The sequence below is a fragment of the Bacillus sp. FSL M8-0063 genome (assembly GCF_038005545.1).
GTDB lineage: Bacteria > Bacillota > Bacilli > Bacillales > Bacillaceae_G > Bacillus_A > Bacillus_A wiedmannii.
On record NZ_JBBOTJ010000001.1, the window covers coordinates 1,586,403 to 1,609,532 of the forward strand.

The following is a 23,130-nucleotide window of genomic DNA, read 5'->3' on the forward strand; positions in this document are numbered from 1 at the left end:
GGTTCCGAAGCCAACATGTTAAAAAAAGAAAACTGTTGTTTAATTGCGCTTGCATCAGTTCCACTTGTTATGACATTAGGGAATTCAATGCTCATTCCAATCCTACCGACTATCGAAAAGGAATTACATATTTCATCGTTTCAAGTATCCATGATTATTACAATTTACTCTATTGTAGCCATTTTACTTATACCGATTGCTGGTTATTTATCAGATCGATGGGGACGAAAGATGATAATGGTTCCGAGTTTGCTGATTGCGGCTATAGGAGGAGCGATAACTGGTTGGGTATCATGGAAAGTTGATAATCCCTACACTTGGATATTGATTGGTAGAGCGATTCAAGGTATTGGTGCTGCTGGTGCAATGCCAGTTGTTATACCGTGTGTTGGTGATTTATACAAAGATGAAAAACAAGTTAGTACAGGTTTAGGAATCATTGAAACATCCAATACATTTGGAAAAGTGCTGAGCCCTATTTTAGGATCTGCTCTTGCCGCCGTTGTATGGTTCTTACCATTTTGGGCGATTCCAGTTTTATGCGTAGTATCAATTGTTTTATTACTTGTTCTAGTAAAGGCAAAGAAACAAGAAGGAGAAGTACCACCACTTAAAGAGTTTATAAAATCGATTATCTCTACGTTTCGAGAAAAGGGAAGATGGTTGATTGCCATTTTTGTATTAGGTGCAATTATTATGCTTATTTTATTCGGAATTCTCTTTTATTTGTCGACTATACTGGAATCAAAGTATGACATTCATGGTATATGGAAAGGGTGTGTACTTGCTATCCCGCTACTTGTACTGTCACTTAGTTCATATATGGCCGGTAAAAAAATTGGAGATAATCAAAATGTTATGAAGAAGTGTATTTATATTGGTTTTTTAATGGCAGCTGCATCAGTCATCATTCCTTTATTTATAAAAGGAATTTATTTACTACTTCTTTGTCTCGTTATCATGGGGATAGGAATTGGTATGGCACTCCCATGTTTAGACTCCCTAATTACACAAGGAATTGAAAAGGAGCAAAGGGGAACGGTTACATCTTTTTATAGTTCAATGCGATTTATCGGTGTAGCAGCTGGACCACCTCTATATTCTTTTTTCATGAAGGGTGCTGACCATGAAGTGTTTTATGTAACTAGTATTTTCGCTGGTATTGGTGCTGTTATAGCAATGATTTGGATTAAACCAGCAAAAGATGCAAAGACGGTAAAACAGAAAACGGAACCTACTTCATAATCTGTAAGAGAATTGCATGGTGTTTTAAGGAACATGCAATTCTCTTTCGTTCATTAAGAATACATAACTTGTTTTAACATATAAAGCGCGACGCCCCAAATGATGAGACCCGAAAACTTATTTAATAATACGATTGTCTTTCCAGTTGAGTCTATTCTTTTTAGAAATTTCCCCGCTAAGGCTAAGCTTATAAACCAAATCCAAGAAACGATAATAGTTGCAAGTGTGAAAGCCCATTTTTCACTTCCTATGTATTGAATAGAATTTGTTCCGATTACACCGATTGTATCTAAAATTGCATGTGGATTTAATAACGAAACCGATGCAGCAAAAAGGATTTGCTTTTTTAATGGCATACTGTTTTCTTTTTTTTTATCGTTGGAAGGGTTACTTCTCCAAATAACAAAGCCCATATATAGGAGAAAGAAAAATCCAATTATATATAACGTGTTAGTTAGCCAAGAAAAAGTAAGGAGTATAAGGGAGACACCCTGCACTGCAATCAATATGAGTAACGTATCACATATAGAGGCAGTTAATACTACAGGGGCTGCCCTCCAAATGTTTGGTTGGCTCGCACCTTGGTTAAAGACGAAAATATTTTGGACACCTAATGGAATGATAAGACCAAATGCAAGAATGATACCATGAATAATTGCTTCACTCATCATATTACCTCCTATTTTAATTCAGTATGATAGTGTATATTGTATAGAAGAAATGAAAATTTGTATCCATCCATATGGTTGGAGAGGTTACCAACCATAAAGAATATAAGGTGATATGATGGAAAGATTCGTTTGGAAACCGAATATGTCTCTAGCGACTCCTCTGTATAAACAAATAGAAACGTATATAAAAGAAAGAATCGTTAATGGAGAATGGACTGTTGGAACGAAATTACCTTCACAAAGAGATTTGGCACATACATTCGGTGTGAACCGGAGTACAATTGTAATGGCTTTCGATGAACTAGTGGCAAAGGGATACATTGAAGGAAATGGCAGGAAAGGAACAATTGTTGTAAATAATAATGAGAATGCTTCAACGTACGCGCCCCCACCTAATTGGCAGTCTTATGTAGAAACAGGACTTCATTATCCGAATCTGCCTGCTATTCAAGAGATTAATCAAGCTGAATTTTATCCGCATGTAATTCGTTTAGGAACCGGGGAGCTCGCGCCAAGTCTTTTACCTGAAAAAAAGATGAAAGAGATTATGAATAAGCTTTTAGCATCAAAGGTGACACTTGGCTATGAAGAGCCGAAAGGAAGTCTCTCTTTAAGGGAAAAGATTGCGGACTATTTAAAAGGACATGGTATAGATGTAACTCCTGATTCTATATTAATTGTTTCAGGAGCGATTCAAGCGTTGCAACTTATTTCTATGGGGCTTCTTCCAAAAGGGGCATCCATCTTATTAGAAAAACCATCTTATTTATATTCTCTTAATGTTTTTCAATCAGCAGGAATGCGTTTAATTGGTATACCAATGGATGAGAACGGTTTACATGCATCATATATTACGAAATATAAGAAGCAATTTAATGCATCTATTTTATATACAATCCCGTCTTTTCATAATCCGACGAACTTTAGTATGAATGCGAAGAAACGAATAGAAGTGATGGAAATATGTAACGAAATTGGTTTGCCTATTATAGAAGACGCGGTGTACCAAGACTTATGGTTTGATGAGCCTGTTTCAAAGCCTTTAAAAGCATATGATAAAAACGGAATTGTACTACATATTGGGAGTATGTCTAAAGTTATTAGTCCAGGGTTAAGAATTGGATGGATTGTTGGATCTGAGCCAGTCATTCAAAGATTGGCAGACATAAAAATGCAAACAGATTATGGTTCAAGTTCTATATCCCAGCAAATTGCAGCGGAATGGTTTGCAGATGGATTGTATGATGAACATTTACAGTTTGTAAGAACTAAGTTGAAAAAACGTAGAGATTTTATGTTGCAAATGTTAGAGAAATATTGTCGTGATATAGCAACATGGTATGAACCGACAGGTGGTTTTTATATTTGGTTACATATGAATGTACCCGTTTCGAACCGTAGCTTATTCGACAAAGCTTTGAAAGAAAAGATTTTATTAAATCCAGGTACTTTGTATGATAGAAGTGCAAACCAATTTTTGCGTCTATCCTATTCATACGCAACGTTAGAAGAAATTGAAATAGGTATCAAAAAACTTGCACAACTAATGAAAAAGTAAGAGGAGAAAATAATGAAACAATACGTAATTTGCCAAATTATCAATGGAGAAAAATATTTAGCTGCTTATGCGGAGTCGAAGCAGGATGCAATTGAAAAAGCAGAATTGTTAGGATTACGAACGGGAAATCGATACACAGTTATTACTGCGGAAGAAGCTGAAGGGTTAACGTATCCTTAAGCAACGAATAATAATGATGCAGCAGGAAGTAAATAAGCCTCGTAATCTATGATATTACTAGGCTTATTTTTTTTGAAAGCGTTACGTGTTCTCGTATGAAAAATAATAGTATTATGAGTCAAGTTGACGGAAATACCGATTTGTTTTTCGGTCCTGATTTCCGTTTCTATAGTCATCAATATATTGTCTGAAGTTCCAAGATTGTAAAAACTTATTTGCGGCGTTATAACCAGAATTGTAAAGCCACTCTTTTTCTTCCTTTGTTAACTCAAAGTTTGTACTTGTAATGGATCCTGTTGGAATTGTAATTGTTCTTGCTTTTGATTCCTTATCTAAATGACGTAAATCATGGGCTTGCATCATTGTTTTAAAAAGTCCTTTGAACATGGAGATAGGCTCGTTATAATGGGCAGGATCAGCTTGAATCTCATCTTTTACGAAATGAAATCCAAATGTTGGCCAGCGAGGAGAGGAAGGTGAGTCGAAAATCCAAATTGGGTAATTGCTTAAAATCCCTCCATCAACCATATAACAAGGTTGCTTCCATTTTGGGGTTCTCCATTTTACCGGTTCAAAGAAGAAAGGGATTGTACTACTCATTCTTACAGCTTTAGCAATAGAGAAGCGATAATTTAAAAATCCGTAGTTTGGTAAGTCATCAGGAAAGATAACCATTTTACCATTACTTATATCAGAAGCGATAATTTTAAGTTTATTTAAATCAGGTAAATCTGTAAATAAGTGAACTCCTTTTTTACGAAGTAATTCTTCAATCCATTCTTCTATAAATATATTAGAGTAAATACCAAGAGTAGTCCATGCGCTTAATCCTTTTCCGATAAAGGGGATTCTGTCAATAAAGGTTCTCTTCGTAAATGTATTATAATCGATATCAGTTATAATCGTTTTTAACTCTGAACAAGAATATCCTGCTGCTAGGAGCGCAGCGATAATGGAACCAGCTGATGTTCCAGCTACACGCTCCCATTCATAGCCTTTTTCAGCTAACGCGCAAATTGCCCCTACATGTGCAATCCCGCGTACACCGCCTCCTTCAAAAACACCATCAATCTTCATCAATCATACTTCCTTTCGAATAAAAGATTTGAAAATGGAAAAAAAGCACGTATTGTACGTGCTTTTTTACAATAGTTTTTAAATTTACTAGCAGCCTACAAAGCCGCCCCAACAGCTAGCTCCGATGATGATTAGAAGGATAAATAAAACGATTAATAAAGCGAAACCTCCATAACCACATCCACCACAACTACCGCCGTAACCGTAACCGCCGCAACTATATCCGTAACCCATGTGGAATTCCTCCTTAAATTAAAAATAAAAATGAACGAGGGGAAAATGTACTGGAAGAAATAATGAACTATCGTGTTTGTAGGAACAATGTATACTATGCTTTTTTTAACTTGTTCGCGTATGAAGGAAGAGCCCGTTTTTTTGGAGGCTTGTTGTTTTTACAAAGAATGGAGTATAATTTTTGTGCGATGATACAAATAAGTATGTAAATATAAGGAGAATTTATGAATAAACAAATTGAAGTATTAATTGATAAATATGGGCTGACACATTTAAAAGAAGAACTTATTAATACTGTATTTCCTAGTGTGAAAGTTGTGCCAAAGCAGGAGGAAACAGTTGCGGTAGGTAGTTCGAAAATGGGAGGAGTTCCTGATTTACCATCTGCATTTGAATACCCAATGTACAAAGGAAACCCGTTACAGTTTATCGCTCAATTTAATTTAAATGATTTACAAAATGTTGGTATGGAGTACAATCTACCTAAGACAGGAATATTATACTTTTTCAGCGTTGAAAATTACTTTGAAGAAGATGTGAATCCAACTGAAGCGGGACGTGTACTTTATTATGATGTTCCTGTAGAGCAATTACGAAGGGCCGATGAATTGCAAACAAATTATAACCAGTGTGCAACTACTTTTGAACTGACATATAAATTGCCAGAGCTTTTCATTGAAGATGAGGCTGATTCAGATCGTTTCTTACAATTGCTTGAAGAGTTAATTCCAGATAACTACGATAACCATCAAATGTTTGGTGAGCCATTCTCTGTACAAGAGGAAGTATTATATGAGACAGGAGAATATATGGGGATCGACCCGCAGCAAATGACACTTTTATTCCAAATTGACTCAGATACTAAAAATTGTAATATGATGTGGGGAGATTTAGGGATGCTTTATTTCTGTATTGGAAATGAAGACTTGAAAAATCAACGTTTTGAAAATGCATGTTGCGTATTACAAACTTGTTAAGAAAAAAGGTTGTTCTTGTAAAAAGAACAACCTTTTTACAATGTTAAATATGCATAATCTCATATGACCTATACGAAAAAGTATTGTATACTCTGAAACTATACGATACTTTTTTCGTATAGTTATAGAATGTAAGGAGTGACGAGATGGGAAAGACAAGTAAGTATGTGACAGCTACCCTGCTTTGTTCAACAATAGTAATGGGAGGCTTACAGGCGTCATCTGTATCTTATGCAGCTACGAATTCAACTGTAGCGACATCACAATCAGATGCAAAGTTGTTAAATGATGTTAGAAAAGAATTAAAACAACAGGTTGATAATCGAGAAGAAAATATTACAATCACATATAAATCAAAAGATAGAAATGCTAGAAATGTTATGGACCAATTGTATGGCGAGTTTAATAAAGTTGTAGACGCAGATGAGTATGTAAAATATAATGTAGCGTCTACTAAATATTCTATTAAAGGGTTACCAGGAAACTATACGTTTACACTGCAAGTGAAATACCGTGAATCAAAAGAGCAAACACAATATGTGAAATCTCAGGCAAAAGCAATTATCGGTTCAATTGTAAAACCAGGAATGGATGAGCATGAGAAAGTAAAAGCTATTCACGATTATGTTGTGAAACATGTATCTTATGATACGTCTTATAAAGCGTATACAGCATATGAAGCATTAGCGAATCGTTCTGCCGTTTGCCAAGGATATACGTTATTAACATATGAATTGCTACAAGAAGCGGGTATCCAAAATCATATTGTAACAGGTACAGGAAATGGACAAGCTCACGCATGGAATATAGTGAACATTGAAAACAAATGGTACCACCTTGATACGACATTCGATGATCCAGTACCGGATAAAGCTGGGCGCGTAACATATTCATATTTTAATATGTCTGACGAGCAATTAAGTAAAGATCATGAATGGGATCGTAGTAAATACCCGGCGGCAACTACAAGTTACTTTAATGAATTAACAAACAAAATAAAAGCGGATAGTTCAAAAACTGCTACGTATGAACAAATGTTAAAAGAAACAAATTTAAAATATTTGTCTGCACAATACGGAGCAGATAATTATAGTGAATTTAAGAAAAAATTACAGCAACAATTCGCTTCTAAACCAGAAAAGGTAGAAGTACGATATAAGCAATCTATGGATGGAACGATGCAAGATATAAAGAAAGTGTTAAATGAAATAAATTGGCCAAAAGGTGCAAAACGTGTATCTTATGAAGTAGCACCATATAGTGCAATGGCAGATTATTCATTAGCGACAATTACATTTACTTATTAATTAAGAAGAGCATCTTGGAAAGGTGCTCTTTTTATTATGTATCACTTTAAAAAACAGAATTGTGTGATAAAATATAAAAAGGAAGGATGTGGGATTTGAATGGATTTGTTCGAAAGTAATATTTTTACATTGATATATACTTGTTTAGTAATCGGACTTATCGTTTTGTTTTTCCTATCATTTACTTTGTTCCATAGAAGATTATTGCAAAACAGCGCTGCAAAAAAACAACATGTAATTAATATGAATAAGAAGCTAGATCGAATGATTGAATTGCTTGAAAAAGATAAGAAATAATGATAGAAGATGTATGAAAAGGGGAAGAGGATGGCTAATTATATAAAAGAATTACGTGAAAAAGTAGGTCACGACTGTGTTCTCATAAACTTTGCGGGTGGTTGTGTGTTGAATGAACATGGAGAAGTATTACTGCAAAAAAGAGGTGATTTTAACGCTTGGGGATTTCCTGGCGGTGCAATGGAAATTGGAGAATCTGCCGCAGAAACCGCGATTCGAGAAATAAAGGAAGAAACAGGTTATGATGTGAAAATAAATGAGCTTATCGGGGTGTATACAAAATATTTTCAAGCATATCCAAATGGAGATAATGCCCAGTCAATTTTAATATTCTTTTCATGCTCAATTGCCGGAGGAGAGCAAAAAGTAGACGGTGATGAAACGTTGGAATTGAAGTTTTTCCCGCTAAACCAAATGCCACCATTGTTTAATCAACAACATGAGGATTGTTTACAGGACTTACTAGAGAAAAGAGTAGGGGTGTATCGTTAACATAAAAAAGAAGCTAATGAGGTTAGCTTCTTTTTTTATATAATTTATTTCCACCAATCATCAAACATAGACGCTGGTACTTGTCTTTTATGTTCGCTCACTGTGTAACGTTTTTCAATTTTTTCTGCAACGTCAGCTGGAACTGCTTTACCTTCTAAATAATCATCTAGTTGATCATATGTAATGCCTAACTCTGTTTCATCAGCTTGACCTGGTTTTTCATCTAATAAATCAGCTGTTGGCATTTTTAAGTAAAGTCGCTCGTCTGCATCTAATTCTTGTAATAGAGCGCGTCCTTGGCGTTTCGTTAATCCCGTTAATGGTAATAGGTCTGCACCACCATCTCCGAATTTTGTAAAGAATCCTGTAACAGCTTCTGCCGCGTGATCAGTTCCAATCACAAGTAGCCCTTGTTGACCACCGATTGCGTACTGCGTAACCATACGGATACGTGCTTTCACGTTACCTTTATTGAAATCTGTTAATGATTCACCTAGTACGTTTTCGTATTGATTTGAGAAAGTATCAACTGTTGACGCAATATCAAATGCAACAGATTGATCAGCTTGAATAAATTGTAATGCTAATTGCGCATCATCTTCGTCTTTTTGCACTTTATAAGGAAGGCGCACTGCGATAAACGTTGCGTTACCACCTTCATTACGAATTTCCTCCACTGCAAGCTGAGCTAAACGTCCAGCTAATGTAGAGTCTTGTCCGCCACTAATTCCAAGTACAAATCCTTTCGCACCCGTTTTTTTCACATAATCTTTTAAGAAATCAACACGTTTACGGATTTCTGTTTTCGGATCAATTACAGGCTGAACATGTAATGCTTTCATAATCTGTTCTTGTAATGTCATTATGTTTCCTCCTATTCGTATTAAAGCGGTAAATAAGTTTATATGTATATTGGCACATACTTCTATCCTTTATTATTTCGCAAAACTAACGAATGTACAATAGGATGCGTGTATGAATATGAATGTAGTCATTATAATGAAACTGCTTCATTTAAGCAATTTTTTTGAAACCTTTCAATAATGTAAGGTTTTTGTCATTTGAATCGATGGAAGCTATTTCCGCATTTTACTAATATAAGAACATAGTTAGCAGAAGGGCGGAGAAGTAATATGAACATTAGAGAACTCGCATACCGGAATGTAACACGAAATAGACGAACATACTCAGCATATTTTTTAAGTAGTGCATTTGCAATTATGGCCTTTTTTGTGTACTCATTTTTTGCGTTTCATCCGGCATTAAGCGCTGGAGAATTGGGGCAGTATGTATTCGTAAGTATGTCTTTTGCACAGTCCATTATTTACCTATTTACGTTTTTCTTTATTTTATATTCGATGGGAATGTTTTTAAAAACGAGAAAGCGTGAATTAGGAATTTTAATGATGTTAGGTATGACGAAATATCAATTAAAGCGTCTTATCTTCTTTGAAAATATTATGATTGGAATAGGGGCCATTATTTTTGGGATACTTGCTGGAATGCTGTTTTCCGGAATATTAATATTTGTAGCTCCGATGATATTAAAGTTAGATATTTCCTTAGCTTATTACATACCAATGAAAGCCATTGTTGTAACGAGTATTATGTTTTTCGTATTATTTATGATCATTTCATTGTTTAGTGCAGGAATGATTCGGAAAAATAAAATTATGAAATTGTTTAGAGGATCAGCAGAAGCGAAGCCGGAACCGAAAGCTTCCATTATTTCTTCTATATTAGCAGTCATATTGCTTAGTGCGGGATATGCAGGAGCGCTTCTGTCACACGGCGCAATGGTATTTGTCATGATGATTCCTGTTACAACGGTAGTCATTATTGGTACGTATTTGCTGTACAAGCAGTTGAGTGTCTTTATTATTAGACTATGTAAAAAAAGTAAACGTTTCTATTGGACACAGACAAATATTGTTACGTTATCAGATTTAGCTTACCGTATGAGAGACAACGCCAGAATGTTCTTTATTGTAACTATTATTTCAACTGTAGCATTTTCAGCAATAGGTACATTAGTTGGTTTCGCATCAATGACGAAAGGAATTATGGAGAGACCAATTGCGTTTCAGTATCATTCTAAGCAAGGAAATAGTAATGAATCACAACATTTGAAGCTGATTGACGAAGGATTAAAGAAGCATAGTATAGCAGCTGTTAAAGCTACTATTTCAACGAAAAGGACAGAGGAGCAGTCGCTAAGAAGCGTCATTTTCATAAAAGAATTAGATTATAAGGAGTATGCAAAGTTAACAGGAGAACCATTTCAAACTGTTGCAAATAAAGAAGCTTTATTTTTATCAGTCGATATACCAGGACCACCGATGAAAGAAAGAAAAGAAATTACTTTACCACATTTGAATGAATCTTTAAAAGTGAAAAAAGTTAATACTTCTTCATTAAGTAAAATACTAAGAGGTAACGTTTATGTAATCTCTAAAAATCAATATGACGCATTACAAGATGGATTTAAAGAGGAAAAAGATTATGTGTACAAAACAGAAGGAATGAAAGATGAAATAGAGGTTGGTAAAGAACTTACTCATCAAATGAAGACTTATGAAGAACATGCAACGTTTAGTGCAGAAGAGTATGAACAAAACCAAAGTTTACAAATCGCAGGACCAATTCTATTTGTAGGTTTCTTTATCGGTATAGTATTTTTCGTATGTGCAGGAAGCTTCCTTTACTTCCGTTTGTTTTCTGATTTGGAGGATGATACTCGTTTGTTTGAAATGATTCGAAAAGTAGGCTTAACGAGTGGAGAATTATCGAAAGTAGTTACAATTCGATTGGCACTTTTATTCTTCGTTCCAATAGGTGTTGCAACATTACATGGAGCAGTAGCGTTAACTGCTCTGGGACAGATGTTTGAGTATTCACTATTTAAAGAAAATGCGATTGTATTAAGTATTTTCGTAGGAATTCAAATTGGTTACTTTTTACTGATAAGATCCCGTTATTTAAAACAATTGAAAGAGAGATTACGCATTCGTTAAATGTGTTTTTTTAACTTGAGTACAAAATTTTCTAAAAAGAGACAAGTATTACCAAAAAGTGATAAAATGGAAAGAGCGAGGTGGAAAAACTAATAGAAAGTAAGGGGGAATTAATATGAAAGCAACAGGAGTTATTCGAAAAGTAGACGAATTAGGACGAATTGTTATTCCTAAAGAATTACGTGATGTATTGGGAATACAAATCAAATCACCACTTGAAATTTTCGTAGAAGAAGATAAAGTCATTTTACAAAAATATCAACCTTACAATGCTTGTCAAATAACAGGTGATGTTTCAAATCAAAACATATCATTAGCAAATGGAAACATTACTGTTAGTATAGATGGAGCGAAACATTTAATAAAAGAAATAGAGAAGTTTTTAAATAAGAGTGAGGTTTAGTCTTAATTTAATTTATTTTTAAAATTTCATATCATTCTTTAAAAACTATAAAAGGACCATTAAATTGGTTCTTTTATTTATCTCGTAATTTTTCGTGTCTAAAAATTACGAGATAAATAAAAGAGTAGTATAAAATTAGTAAGCTATATTGAGAAATATTTTTAAGGAAGGAAAACGAAACGAATAAAACGAATGTTACATTTAAACCTTTTCAAAAGTGGTCTGAAATGAAAATAATATATTTTCAGGAGGGATTACGATGAATAGTAGTACAGCGAATAAACAAAAAGGTATACAATTGATTCCTTTTACAGTAGATAAGGTGGTTGAACAAGTAAATGAAATTCCACCAGGTGTACAACTCATTCATGCTCCACAAGTATGGGAGAAGAGTGCGAAAGGAAAAGATATTGTTGTTGCCGTATTAGATACAGGTTGTGATGTGAATCATATAGATTTAAAGGATCGTATTATCGGTGGAAGAAATTTCACGAAAGATTACGAAGGGGATCCAAATATTTATCTTGATAATAACGGACACGGTACTCATGTAGCGGGGACAATTGCAGCGACTGAAAATGGGGTCGGTGTTTTAGGAGTCGCACCACTTGCTAAAATGTTAGTGTTAAAGGTTTTAGCGGGAGATGGTTCTGGAAGTTATGAGCAAATTATTGAGGCGATTCATTATGCTGTAAATTGGAGAGGACCTAATAAAGAAAGAGTTAGAGTCATTTCAATGTCACTTGGTGGCCCGCAAGACGTTCCAGAATTACATGAAGCAATTCAAAATGCGGTAAGGCAAGATGTTCTCGTCGTATGTGCTGCTGGGAATAATGGAGATTGTAATGATAACACGGAGGAACTGGACTTCCCAGGTGCGTACTCAGAAGTAATTGAAGTCGGCGCTGTTAATTTAGAACGGAAAATCACATGTTTTAGTAATTCGAATCAAGAAATTGACTTAGTGGCGCCAGGCGATGAAATTTTATCTACGTATCCTGAAGGGAAATATGCGGTATTAAGTGGAACTTCTATGGCGACACCGCATGTCGCTGGAGCGCTCGCATTGCTTATTAAGCAGTGTGAGAGAGAATATGGTAGAAAATTATCAGAGCCAGAAATATATGCACAACTTATTAAAAGAACTATACCTTTAGGGTATGAACGTACATCTGAAGGGAATGGATTAATAGATTTATTAAAAGAATAGCAAATACGAAAAAACATCTCATATGAATATGAGATGTTTTTTCGTATGGTTCTGTCGCATATACAAGGGAATCTAGTATTTAATTCTTTTTCATGCAACGTATATTAGAATGGTGGTTATCCCATACGTCTGTTCATAAAATTATAAAAGGTACATAAGAACTTGCATCGTAACAACGAAAACCGCTATAAGGTTAGAGGAGGTATATACGGATGATATATCAAGCTATCCAGCAGTTAATTGATCGTGCTATTGAAGTTCAATTGATTGAAAAAGAAGATGAAATATATACAAGAAATCAAATCCTTTCCTTACTTCGTTTAGATGACTTTGTAGTGGAAGCGTCAGCGCCCGCAAAGAAAGCAATTTCGGAGTTATTGGAAGAGTTAATTGAATATGCTTGTATGCATAAAGTCATTGAGGCAGTAATGGACGAGAAGGAGATTTTAGCAAGTGCAATTATGGATGTATTTATGTCCAAACCGTCCGTTATCAATTCGCTATTTTATGAAAAATACGAACAAAATCCGAAGGCTGCGACAAATTACTTCTATGAGTTAAGTAAAAACAGCAACTATATCCAGATGAAGCAAATTTCCAAAAATATAAATTATAAAGTAAATACGGAATATGGACCCATTGATATAACGATTAATTTATCAAAACCGGAAAAAGACCCGAAACAAATTGCTAGAGAGAGAGTATTGGAAAGTACAAATTATCCAAAATGTTTACTCTGTATTGAGAATGAAGGATATAGAGGCAGAATTGGACATCCAGCACGCTCGAATCATCGTATGATTCGTATGAATCTTACAGATGAAAGCTGGTTTCTACAGTATTCTCCGTATATATATTTCAATGAACACTGTATTGTATTGTCTTCAGAACACCGTGATATGAAAATTGACCGTCAAACATTTTTACGTTTGTTAAAATTTGTAGAAAAATTCCCACATTATTTCCTTGGTTCCAATGCAGATTTGCCAATTGTAGGAGGATCTATTCTAACACATGACCACTATCAAGGTGGAAACTATGAATTTGCTATGGCAAATGCATCAATCGACTTAATTTTTGAACTCACTAACTTTCCAGAAATGCAATGTTCTATTATTAAATGGCCTATGTCAGTTATTCGCTTAAGAAGTAACGACATAGAACAAATAGTAAATGCAGGGGAGTACATATTAGAGAGGTGGAAGGGATATAGTGATCCTTCTGTTCATACATTTGCATTTACGAATGATGTTCCACATAATACGATTACGCCGATTGCCCGCTACCGGAATAATATGTACGAATTGGACCTTGTTTTGCGAAACAATCGTATAAGTGAAGAACATCCGCTAGGTATTTTCCACCCTCATGCGGAAATACAACATATTAAAAAGGAAAATATCGGACTGATTGAAGTAATGGGGTTAGCTGTACTTCCGGCGCGATTAAAAACAGAACTTCAGGAAGTGGAAAAATTCTTACTTAACATTCCAAGTGATATTCCAACGCCTCATATACGATGGGCAGAACAATTAAAAATCAAATATGAAAATCGGATACATGAACAAAATGTACAGGAGATTATAAGAAAAGAAGTGGGACGGAAATTTATACAGGCGCTTGAAGATGCTGGTGTTTTTAAACGAGATGACGAAGGGATATCGGCATTTAAACGTTTTATTCAGAAGTTAAATAAGGAATGAACTTAGTAGTGATGGTGATTACAAAATGACCTAATTATATGATAAGGGAGGTAATAATATGGAGGAGTGTGAGCATAAGCAACTACAGGAATTGAAACAGATAGGCGGCCCTATATTAATGATGTGTATAAAATGTAATCAAATAATTAAAGTGTCCAAAGGATCCAGTACAAAAATAAAGTGAAAAAGAATGAAGTGTGTATATTCCTAGTGTGTGATGAACAAAGTTCCTGCTGATTAAAGTTGCATTTTATTAAAAGAATAGAAAAAACTAAAAACATCTCATATGAATATGAGATGTTTTTAGTATGGTTCTGTCGCATGTAATACGACGTCTAATAAACCGGGAAATCTAGCATGTAAGTCATCTTCACGAATTGAAATGAAACGCTGTGTTCCTTCAATGCGTGTATACATAACACCGGATTCACGTAAAACCTTGAAATGGTGAGATAAAGTTGATTTCGCAATTGGAATGTTTAACGCACCACAAGATTGTTCATTTTTCTCTAATAGCATCGTTACAATTTGTAAACGAATTTGATCGCTAAGTGCGTATAAAACAGAAGAGAATTGAATTTCTTCTCGATTTGGATGATAGAGAGTACGCATTTTTTCACCTGCTTGTATAAGTTAATATAGTTTGCACTATAACATATAAAGTGGTATATTTCTATTGTTCGAATATAATAGAACAATAGAAATATAGGGGGAGAAAAAATGAAATATACCAAATTGCAAAAGGCAGGACTACATATTTCGAAGTTGGGGTTAGGAACAAACGCTGTAGGGGGACATAATTTATATGCTGATGTGAATGAGGAGGAAGGAAAACGATTAATAGAAGAAGCTATCCAGCAAGGGATTACATTTTTTGATACAGCAGATTCATATGGTTTCGGTAGATCAGAGGAATTAGTAGGAGAAGTATTGAAAGGAAGACGCCAAGAATTTGTACTTGCTACAAAAGGCGGAATACAGCCGTTATTAAATGGAGAGGTTTATATTAATAATGAACGAAGCTATTTAAGAAATGCTGTGGAAAATAGCTTAAGAAGATTACAAACTGATTATATTGATTTATATTATTTACATTTTACAAATCCAGAAACAAGTTACATAGATTCAATTGGAGAGCTTGCTCGTCTAAAAGAAGAAGGAAAACTTCGTGCAATTGGAATATCTAACGTAAACGTAGAGCAATTAAAAGAAGCGAATCAGCATGGACAGATAGATGTTGTACAAGCACCGTATAATATGTTGGATCGTGCTGTTGGGGAAGAACTTTTGCCGTATTGTATAGAATCAGGTATTTCATTTATTCCATACGGGCCTCTTGCTTTTGGGATATTAGGTGGTAAATATACAGAAGATTTTAAATTGAATGAAGGAGATTGGCGTCAAAGTGTAAGTTTATTTGAAGAAAATACATATAAGAGTAACTTTAAAAAAGTTGAGAAGTTAAAAGGCGTAGCTAGAGAAGAGAGTGTCGAAGTATCGCATTTAGCTTTAGCGTGGCTATTAAACAAAAAAGGAATTGATACTGTTATACCTGGTGGGAAACGGGCGGAGCAAATAAGAGAAAGTGTAAGAGCGGTGGAAGTTTCATTGAATGAGAAGGTTATGAAAGAAATTGCATCTATTTTAGAAGATTAGTTGAGAAGAGGGGTACTTCCCTCTTTTTATCCCGCATTAACGGGCAGTAAGACACCCACCTCAAAATTTAGCGGAAGCAAAGAAGTTAGGTGGGGGATCAACTGCCCGTAAAAGCCCGATTGGTTCAACTAATAATCAGTGGGGGATGAATAAAACCCCCACTGATTAAAGTTTCACTTTATATAAAAGGAGAAGGTTTAAATGAAAAGAGTACTAGCTGTATTCTTTATGATAATGTTTATGATAGGTACAGATACTTTCTTAATTTCGCCACTTTTACCGACATTACAACAGGTGTATCATGTTTCAACTGAGCTATCAGGATGGATGGTGAGTTCATATGCTTTAGGATACGCTGGATTTGCGCTTATTGCTGGTCCTATATCAGATGGCTTAAATAGAAAAAAAGTGATGGTAATAGGAATGAGTTTTTTTGCGTTAAGTACGTTTTTATGTGGAATGGCACCGAGTTTTCTATGGATGCTAGCATTTAGATTTTTAGCAGGTGTAAGTGCAGCCTTTGTATCTCCACAAGTGTGGGCATCTATTCCGCTCCTTATAGAGAAGGAGCAAATTGTAAAGGCAATTGGAATTGCAACAGCAGGGTTAGCAATCTCTCAAATTTTAGGGCTGCCAGTTGGATCGTATTTGGCAATGATACACTACACAATACCATTCTTCATCATCGGTATATTATCAGCACTACTTGTCGTTCTTATCTATGTAGTATTACCAGAAATACAACCGGTTTATATAGGTGGAAGTAAAACAAACATCTTAAAGCGCTATAAACAATTACTTACAGATTCAAAGGTTTCACTTTCTTATTTTGCATATTTTGTTTTTCAAACTGGTAATTTTGCTGCATTTTCATTTTTCGGTGTATGGCTTTCCATTCAATTTGGTTTACAAGTTCATGAAATAGGAACAGCTATGCTTGTATTAGGGTTAGGAAATTTAACAGGGAATATTTTTGGCCCAAGAATTGTAAATAAAATTGGTTATAACCTTTCTTTCTATGGTGGAATTATATTTACAGCAGTGCTATATGTAGTACTTCCTCATGTAAAGAACATTATATTTGTGGAGCTATTATTCTTTGTTTTATTTTTTGTGACAGGAATTTTGTTTGTATTGATGATGAGGCACTTACAAAACCTGTCTAGTGTAGCAAGAGGAACAGGAGCCGCGCTTGCTAATGCTTCTATGTATATTGGTCAAATGATTGGAGCGGCAATAGCAGGACTGCTATTTGCAGCATCTCACAATTTTATACTTATAGGTAGTTTTACTGCGTTACTATATATAGGAGCTTTATTTTTGTTTAGAAAAAGTGAAAAGCTTAATGAAGATAGTGAAACAGGAATTGCATCATAAAGCCTGTATAAATATTTCGCAAATCAGAATTAATCAGAGTGTGAATACATGAATGTGCTTTTAATTACAGTGGTTACTAAAAGTATAGAAATAGTAGAAGAAATGTATTGTAACAATGTTATGAGGACTTCAAAAATAAAAAATCCCTACAAAGATAGGGATTTATATATCGGCATATAGTTCCTTGGAAAAGGATATATGTAGTTTAACATATAGGACTACTTATATTTGTGAAATAGATGTGAAAGTAATGTGAAAAATGCTGAAAAAAAAACTATTTAAATAGAGGGTAATTTAGATGAGGATATGGATTTTACATAAATGCTGTGTTATATTTCTACTTATCTGTTAATAATTACATGTTTTAATTTTATTGGGGATAAAAGGGAGAGATTTAAATGCAATGGTATTTGAAAGCTCTAAAGGATTATGGGAATTTTAGTGGTAGAGCTACGCGAAAAGAGTACTGGACTTTTAGTTTATCGAATATCGTAATTTTTTGGTTATTGGTATTTTTCTCATCATTTTCAGAGGTGTTAGTTGCTATTATTGCGTTGCTATTTATGTTAGTAATGATTATACCAAGTTTTTCGGTTGGTGCACGACGATTGCATGATATTGGGAAAACAGGATGGTGGCAACTATTAAATTTTGTACCGTTTGGTAGCATTGTTTTACTTGTATTTTTTATCATTGAAAGTGAAGAAAATGACAATCAATACGGACCAAATCCGCATTCAGATTTAAAAGAAGCGATTTAATAAACCTATTATTAAAATGGTTTGCACGGGCTAATATTATATAGCATGGCAAGAAGAAAAAATTCTAAATAAAAAGCACTGTTTTAGTTAATGTAACTAAAACAGTGCTTTTCTCTTTGATTGAACTGTTGCTGCATTTTCATCATGTATGCCTGCATCTTTAATAATTCGTTGTTTTGCTTTATTTAATAGATGGTCTACTGCTTCACCAAAATAATTAGCTTCGCTTTTTGTGCGGGCTTCTCGTAAACATTTATAGTTTTCTAGCAGTTCCTCTTTTTCAGTGTTTGTTAAGAAATCTTCTATTTTCTTTTTTGTCATACGAAACACCCTTTCTTCTGACAAACGACGCAATAGAAAATATTTATTGTTTATTATAGCAATAATTTTTAAAGAAAGTATAGACTAACGTCGTAATAATTTGTCAATTTCTTGAATCTTCTCATCAGCTTTCCCAATTTGTGTATTTTTAGCCTGCTCACCACCAAGCGCTTGGTGCAGTAAGAAAGTCTGACCGGAAATAGCAGTCACAATGGATACTTTTATAATTTCTTTTATTAAGGTGACATCGAATAGAACGAGTCCAAGAAGTGCAGCTAAGCTACCAGTGAAAATATCAGTCAAAAACCCAAAGTGAAAAAAAGTTTTCAAACGGCGTGGAAGCAATAACTTGCCTTGGTTATTGATAAGATGGGAAACGAAACCAGTAATGCCACCAACGAGAACAGCAGTTAGCCATTGATACATTTCCATCGAATCCACTCCTTTTAGTGAATAAGATTCGATTCTTTTATATTGATTCCTTTTAATATTTCATAGAAGCATATTGAGAAAGTTTGTTTGGGTTTATTACGTATTCAATTTAATTATAACAGAAAAATCTGATATTTTTCAGTCTATTATATGAAGCGGTTATTCCTTAATATGAATATAAATTATCGAATAAGAAGTGTAGATGGTTATACAAAAAATATAGGGGAATTAGTAAGGATGCTGGAGCATACGAGGGCTGTAACATTACAGGAAATAAACGATCTATCTGTTGAGCAATTAGATTTCATTATGACGAGTGGAGGGAATTCCATCGGAGCGTTACTAAAGCATATAGCAGCTATAGAAAAAGCCCATCAACTTATTTCATTTCAAGAGCGCGACTTTACAAAAGAAGAATTAGAAATATGGGAAGACGCACTATATTTAGGGAAAGCGGGGAGAATAATCCGTAGTCATGAAATACAGTATTATGTACAACTTCTACAAAGTGTTCGAGAAGAATCTCTGAAGTATTTGAATGAACAAGATGATGAATGGCTTATGTCAGAAGGAAAGTGGCCTAACGGTGTAGCGTATAACCAGCACTATCTGTGGTTTCATGTGCTAGAAGATGAGGTTAGTCACTGTGGACAAATTAGAATGATGAAAAATAAAATATTTGAAAATTGTGTTAAATAAGGTAGCTTTTTAAATGGATATTCCATATAATGAGAGTAATTAAAATGAGAACGGAGTGATGTATTATGGCGAAAATAACGTATATGAATAATAAACCAAATACAAAGGTGGATGGAAAGGGCGAGACTGTATAAGTGAGCGCACGATCCTTCCGCTTAGCTTAAACTAGGGAGGATATCAATTTGAATCAAAATATTTTAGAATCATTCGGCTGGGATTCTTTTTTTGAAGAACAAGCTGTAGAGAACTTTGAAGTAGGGCGTATTTTACTTGAGCATAAACATATATATCGAATTATTTGTAATGATGGTGAATATATGGCAGAGCTGTCTGGAAAGTTTCGGCATGAAGTAGTAACGAAGGGAGATTATCCAGCGGTTGGTGATTGGGTGTATATAAAGAAAATAGAGAATGAAAAGAAAGCAATTATTCATCGTATTTTTCAAAGAAGAAGCTCTTTTTCTAGACAAGAGGCTGGTAATCGAACGGAAGAACAAGTAATAGCAGCAAATGTAGATTATCTATTTTTAGTAAATGCACTTAACCATGATTTTAACGTAAGAAGAATAGAACGTTATTTACTATTAGCGTATGAAAGTGGTGCAATGCCTGTTATTGTTTTAACAAAGAGTAGCTTATGTGAAGACGTGGAACAGAAAATTGTTGAAACGGAAGCTGTGGCAATTGGTGTTCCGATTTTCGTCGTTGATAGTTTAGAGCATACTGGTATTGAATCGTTGCAGCAATTTGTTTCTTCTGGGAAAACAATTGCTCTAGTCGGATCATCGGGGGTTGGAAAATCGACTTTGCTAAATGCACTTATAGGAATTGAAGTAGCAAAAATGGGAGATATTCGTGAGGAAGATAGTAAAGGAAGGCATACGACAACTCATCGTGAATTGTTCCGATTACCGAGTGGTAGTTTAGTTATTGATACTCCGGGTATGAGGGAACTGCAGCTTTGGGAAGGTAGCGATGCAATTCAAACAACATTTTCTGATATTGAAAAATTAGCAAAAACGTGCCGTTTTAGGGACTGTAAGCATGAAAATGAGCCAGGATGCGCAGTGCATCATGCAATTGATAACGGAATTGTTACGATAAATCGTTTGCAAAGCTATAAAAAATTACAAAAAGAACTGGCGTATTTTATGAGAAAACAAGATGCTGTTCTTGCAAGAGCAGAGCGTGATAAGTGGAAAAAGATTTCTAAACAGCATAAAAAAATGTAAAAAGCCAAAGGGTGGTTCCCTTTGGCTTTTTTTTGTATTTGTAAATTTTATAATAATATTATTCAAATATATAGACAAAGGGAATTTAATTGTTTAAACTTTACAAAGTATTCATCGTAATAGATTATGAAAATAATAATTTAGGGATGGGAAATGTTTAGAACTCGCTAGATTTAACTTTTGAAATTGAAAAGCAGGAGGTTTGTAATGGGTAGACTATTAAATTGGTTTCGTGATATGAAAGTAGCAAAAAAACTACTAATTTCGTTTTTTATCATTTTAATTGCGGCTGTCTCTATTATTGGAGGTATGTCTTATCAAACAGCTAAAAAGAATTTTGAATCACAAATTACGAGCAGTGCTCACGACAATATAAAAATATTAGATAATTTAATCAATCAAATGATTGAGGCGAAATTTAATGATGTGAATAACTTTGCACGGGTGATTCAAGGTAATATGTATCAAGGGGATAATCAAGAAGAATTAAGAAAGATGTTATCTCAATATATCAATTTGAATAAAGATATTGAACAAGTATACGTTGCTGGGAATGATAAGAAATTTGTGCAAGAACCAAATATACAAATGGCAGCAGACTATGATCCAACAGAACGTTCTTGGTATAAAGATGCAGTGGCAAAACAAGGTGGTATTGTAATTACTGAGCCCTACAAAGCGAAGGGGAATGGACATATTGTCGTAACGATTGCAAAACAAGTAGAAGATAAAAACGGTGTTGTAGCGGTAGATTTAAGTTTAGAGAATTTATTAAAAACAACAAAGTTAATCAATATTGGTAAAAAGGGATATGCTTTCATTTTAGATGGGCAACAAAAAATAATTGCACATCCTCAAGAAAAATCAGGGGGAAAAGCAGCTGATTCTTGGGCGAAGAAAATTTATGAAGATAATCATGGCGCTTTTTCATATATGTATGATGGCAGCGAAAAACAAATGGTATTTGCTACAAATGTAAAAACAGGTTGGAAAATCGGTGGGACGATGTACTCAAATGAAGTAATTGAAGCTGCGCAGCCTGTATTTTACAATATGTTAATCGTTATGTTCATTTCATTAGTTATAGGTGGGTCACTTATTTATTTTGTGACACTTTCTATAACGAAGCCATTAAAGAGATTAGTTATTACTTCTAAAGAAATAAGTGAGGGAGATTTAACGCAAACAATCGAAATTCATTCTAATGATGAAATTGGCCAACTTGCAAAAGGATTTAATGAGATGACAGATGCATTGCGAACGTTAATTGGAAGAATTAATACTTCGGCCGGGCATGTTGCAGCAGCATCAGAAGAGCTAACGGCAAGTGTAAGACAAGCGAGTGAAGCGACTGAGCAAATTACAATGGCAATGGATGAAATATCGAGTGGGGCAACTACGCAAACGACAAGTGTAGAAAATGGTGCAATGTTACTATTTGATGTAACAGAAGGAATTCAGCATGTAGCAAATAGTTCATCATCAATTAGTACGGCTTCTGCTCATACTCGTGAAAAAGCAGAAGATGGTGGAAAACTAGTCGGAAAAACAGTAAATCAAATGCAGTCTATTGCAGAATCTGTTTCACAATCAGATGAAGTTATACAGTTGCTAAATAATAAATCAAAACAAATTGGTGACATACTAGAAGTCATTCAAAATATTGCAGATCAAACAAATCTTCTAGCTTTGAATGCGGCAATTGAAGCTGCAAGAGCAGGAGAGCATGGAAGAGGATTTGCAATTGTTGCAGATGAAGTACGTAAATTGGCGGAGAAGTCTAGCGAATCTTCTAGTGAGATTAGTAAATTAATATGTGAAATACAAGATGACATGAGTAAGACGGTAAAATCTATGGGTCATGTAAATGAAGAAGTTCAATCTGGACTTGTTATTGCGAATGAAACGAAGCAAAACTTTACTGAGATTTTACAATCTACAAATGAAATTGCAGATCAAATTAAAACGATGGTTGAAACGGCTAATGGGATGTCGAAAGGTGCAAATGAAGTGTCTATTTCAGTAGGTCAAATTGCAATGACAGCACAGAATAATGCGACGAGTACCCAAAACGTTGCAGCATCAGCAGAAGAACAACTAGCGTCCATTGAGGAGATTAGTTCTGCGGCGGGTACATTATCTCAAATGGCTGAAGAGTTACAAGGATTAATTGAAAGATTTAAAGTGTAACAGAGGACAGACTACTCCAAAATAGCAGTATGCGATTTTGGAGTAGTCTGTTTTTATTATGTAACATGAAATGGGATAGAGAGTATTTTTATGA

Annotated in this window: 24 protein-coding genes and 2 pseudogenes; 19 read left to right on the top strand and 7 right to left on the bottom strand. The window is 34.6% G+C overall.

What is annotated here, in order from left to right:
- Positions 1–15: 15 nt before the first annotated feature.
- Positions 16–1,245, top strand: coding sequence for an MFS transporter (locus tag MKX31_RS07985; RefSeq protein WP_064474222.1), 1,230 nt, complete (start codon positions 16–18; stop codon positions 1,243–1,245).
- Positions 1,246–1,298: 53 nt separating this feature from the next.
- Here the strand turns inward: MKX31_RS07985 and MKX31_RS07990 are convergent, their stop codons facing one another.
- Complete coding sequence (locus MKX31_RS07990) at positions 1,299–1,913, bottom strand: LysE/ArgO family amino acid transporter (RefSeq protein ID WP_064474221.1); 615 nt, start codon at positions 1,911–1,913, stop codon at positions 1,299–1,301.
- Positions 1,914–2,031: 118 nt separating this feature from the next.
- On the opposite strand from MKX31_RS07990, the gene pdxR reads away from it, so the two are divergent.
- On the top strand, positions 2,032–3,474 hold the full coding sequence (gene pdxR / locus MKX31_RS07995; RefSeq protein ID WP_064474220.1) for a MocR-like pyridoxine biosynthesis transcription factor PdxR: 1,443 nt from the start codon (positions 2,032–2,034) through the stop codon (positions 3,472–3,474).
- Positions 3,475–3,486: 12 nt separating this feature from the next.
- Complete coding sequence (locus tag MKX31_RS08000) at positions 3,487–3,654, top strand: DUF3933 family protein (protein WP_000816376.1); 168 nt, start codon at positions 3,487–3,489, stop codon at positions 3,652–3,654.
- Between the two features lie 111 nt (positions 3,655–3,765).
- Here MKX31_RS08000 and MKX31_RS08005 read toward each other — a convergent pair whose 3' ends face one another.
- Entirely contained in the window at positions 3,766–4,731 is a 966-nt protein-coding gene (locus MKX31_RS08005; RefSeq protein ID WP_064474219.1) for a patatin-like phospholipase family protein, read from the bottom strand.
- Between the two features lie 87 nt (positions 4,732–4,818).
- A complete protein-coding gene (locus tag MKX31_RS08010; protein WP_000540425.1) occupies positions 4,819–4,965 on the bottom strand; it encodes a YjcZ family sporulation protein in 147 nt (48 codons plus the stop codon).
- 224 nt (positions 4,966–5,189) lie between these two features.
- On the opposite strand from MKX31_RS08010, the gene MKX31_RS08015 reads away from it, so the two are divergent.
- The 4 genes from MKX31_RS08015 (at position 5,190) to MKX31_RS08030 (ending at position 8,038) form a co-directional block, all read left to right on the top strand.
- A complete protein-coding gene (locus MKX31_RS08015; RefSeq protein WP_088048525.1) occupies positions 5,190–5,942 on the top strand; it encodes a YwqG family protein in 753 nt (250 codons plus the stop codon).
- A gap of 146 nt (positions 5,943–6,088) precedes the next feature.
- Entirely contained in the window at positions 6,089–7,249 is a 1,161-nt protein-coding gene (locus MKX31_RS08020) for a transglutaminase domain-containing protein (RefSeq protein WP_088048526.1), read from the top strand.
- Between the two features lie 99 nt (positions 7,250–7,348).
- A complete protein-coding gene (locus MKX31_RS08025; protein WP_088048527.1) occupies positions 7,349–7,546 on the top strand; it encodes a DUF4083 domain-containing protein in 198 nt (65 codons plus the stop codon).
- 30 nt (positions 7,547–7,576) lie between these two features.
- Complete coding sequence (locus tag MKX31_RS08030; protein ID WP_088048528.1) at positions 7,577–8,038, top strand: NUDIX hydrolase; 462 nt, start codon at positions 7,577–7,579, stop codon at positions 8,036–8,038.
- 44 nt (positions 8,039–8,082) lie between these two features.
- On the opposite strand, the gene nadE is transcribed toward MKX31_RS08030, so the two are convergent.
- The gene (nadE, locus tag MKX31_RS08035; RefSeq protein ID WP_088048529.1) at positions 8,083–8,901 is read right to left on the bottom strand and encodes an ammonia-dependent NAD(+) synthetase; all 819 of its coding nucleotides are present in this window, start codon (positions 8,899–8,901) and stop codon (positions 8,083–8,085) included.
- 270 nt (positions 8,902–9,171) lie between these two features.
- On the opposite strand from nadE, the gene MKX31_RS08040 reads away from it, so the two are divergent.
- The 4 genes from MKX31_RS08040 to galT all read left to right on the top strand — a co-directional run bounded on the left by MKX31_RS08040 (position 9,172) and on the right by galT (position 14,368).
- Positions 9,172–11,052 carry an FtsX-like permease family protein gene (locus tag MKX31_RS08040; protein WP_088048530.1) on the top strand — a complete coding sequence of 627 codons (1,881 nt, stop codon included), beginning with the start codon at positions 9,172–9,174 and terminating at the stop codon, positions 11,050–11,052.
- 115 nt (positions 11,053–11,167) lie between these two features.
- Positions 11,168–11,455, top strand: a complete 288-nt coding sequence (locus MKX31_RS08045; RefSeq protein ID WP_064474212.1) for an AbrB/MazE/SpoVT family DNA-binding domain-containing protein — start codon at positions 11,168–11,170, stop codon at positions 11,453–11,455.
- Positions 11,456–11,714: 259 nt separating this feature from the next.
- On the top strand, positions 11,715–12,665 hold the full coding sequence (locus MKX31_RS08050; protein ID WP_064474211.1) for a serine protease: 951 nt from the start codon (positions 11,715–11,717) through the stop codon (positions 12,663–12,665).
- A gap of 212 nt (positions 12,666–12,877) precedes the next feature.
- Entirely contained in the window at positions 12,878–14,368 is a 1,491-nt protein-coding gene (gene galT / locus MKX31_RS08055) for a UDP-glucose--hexose-1-phosphate uridylyltransferase (RefSeq protein ID WP_064474210.1), read from the top strand.
- A 303-nt stretch (positions 14,369–14,671) separates the two neighbouring features.
- Here galT and MKX31_RS08060 read toward each other — a convergent pair whose 3' ends face one another.
- Entirely contained in the window at positions 14,672–14,980 is a 309-nt protein-coding gene (locus MKX31_RS08060) for an ArsR/SmtB family transcription factor (RefSeq protein WP_064474209.1), read from the bottom strand.
- Between the two features lie 108 nt (positions 14,981–15,088).
- On the opposite strand from MKX31_RS08060, the gene MKX31_RS08065 reads away from it, so the two are divergent.
- From MKX31_RS08065 to MKX31_RS08080, 4 genes and pseudogenes are all read left to right on the top strand, one after another.
- A complete protein-coding gene (locus MKX31_RS08065; RefSeq protein WP_064474208.1) occupies positions 15,089–16,024 on the top strand; it encodes an aldo/keto reductase in 936 nt (311 codons plus the stop codon).
- A 201-nt stretch (positions 16,025–16,225) separates the two neighbouring features.
- Entirely contained in the window at positions 16,226–17,401 is a 1,176-nt protein-coding gene (locus MKX31_RS08070) for an MFS transporter (protein ID WP_064474207.1), read from the top strand.
- Between the two features lie 48 nt (positions 17,402–17,449).
- A pseudogene (locus MKX31_RS08075) lies at positions 17,450–17,657 on the top strand (hypothetical protein).
- Between the two features lie 142 nt (positions 17,658–17,799).
- Positions 17,800–18,162 (top strand): DUF805 domain-containing protein, encoded by a 363-nt coding sequence (locus MKX31_RS08080; RefSeq protein ID WP_064474206.1) that lies wholly within the window; start codon positions 17,800–17,802, stop codon positions 18,160–18,162.
- A gap of 96 nt (positions 18,163–18,258) precedes the next feature.
- Here MKX31_RS08080 and MKX31_RS08085 read toward each other — a convergent pair whose 3' ends face one another.
- Positions 18,259–18,483, bottom strand: a complete 225-nt coding sequence (locus tag MKX31_RS08085) for a hypothetical protein (RefSeq protein WP_000162604.1) — start codon at positions 18,481–18,483, stop codon at positions 18,259–18,261.
- Between the two features lie 84 nt (positions 18,484–18,567).
- Positions 18,568–18,915: a DUF4257 domain-containing protein gene (locus MKX31_RS08090; protein WP_000426320.1), complete on the bottom strand. Its 348-nt coding sequence runs from the start codon at positions 18,913–18,915 to the stop codon at positions 18,568–18,570.
- Positions 18,916–19,086: 171 nt separating this feature from the next.
- Here MKX31_RS08090 and MKX31_RS08095 point away from each other — a divergent pair, with 171 nt between their 5' ends.
- From MKX31_RS08095 to MKX31_RS29235, 4 genes and pseudogenes are all read left to right on the top strand, one after another.
- Positions 19,087–19,614, top strand: coding sequence for a DinB family protein (locus MKX31_RS08095; RefSeq protein ID WP_064474205.1), 528 nt, complete (start codon positions 19,087–19,089; stop codon positions 19,612–19,614).
- 182 nt (positions 19,615–19,796) lie between these two features.
- Positions 19,797–20,846: a ribosome small subunit-dependent GTPase A gene (gene rsgA / locus MKX31_RS08100; RefSeq protein WP_064474204.1), complete on the top strand. Its 1,050-nt coding sequence runs from the start codon at positions 19,797–19,799 to the stop codon at positions 20,844–20,846.
- A 309-nt stretch (positions 20,847–21,155) separates the two neighbouring features.
- Positions 21,156–22,094, top strand: a pseudogene (locus MKX31_RS29230) (HAMP domain-containing protein); the annotation flags it as partial.
- A 123-nt stretch (positions 22,095–22,217) separates the two neighbouring features.
- Positions 22,218–23,036 (top strand): methyl-accepting chemotaxis protein, encoded by an 819-nt coding sequence (locus tag MKX31_RS29235; protein ID WP_420707519.1) that lies wholly within the window; start codon positions 22,218–22,220, stop codon positions 23,034–23,036.
- The last annotated feature ends 94 nt before the right edge of the window (positions 23,037–23,130 follow it).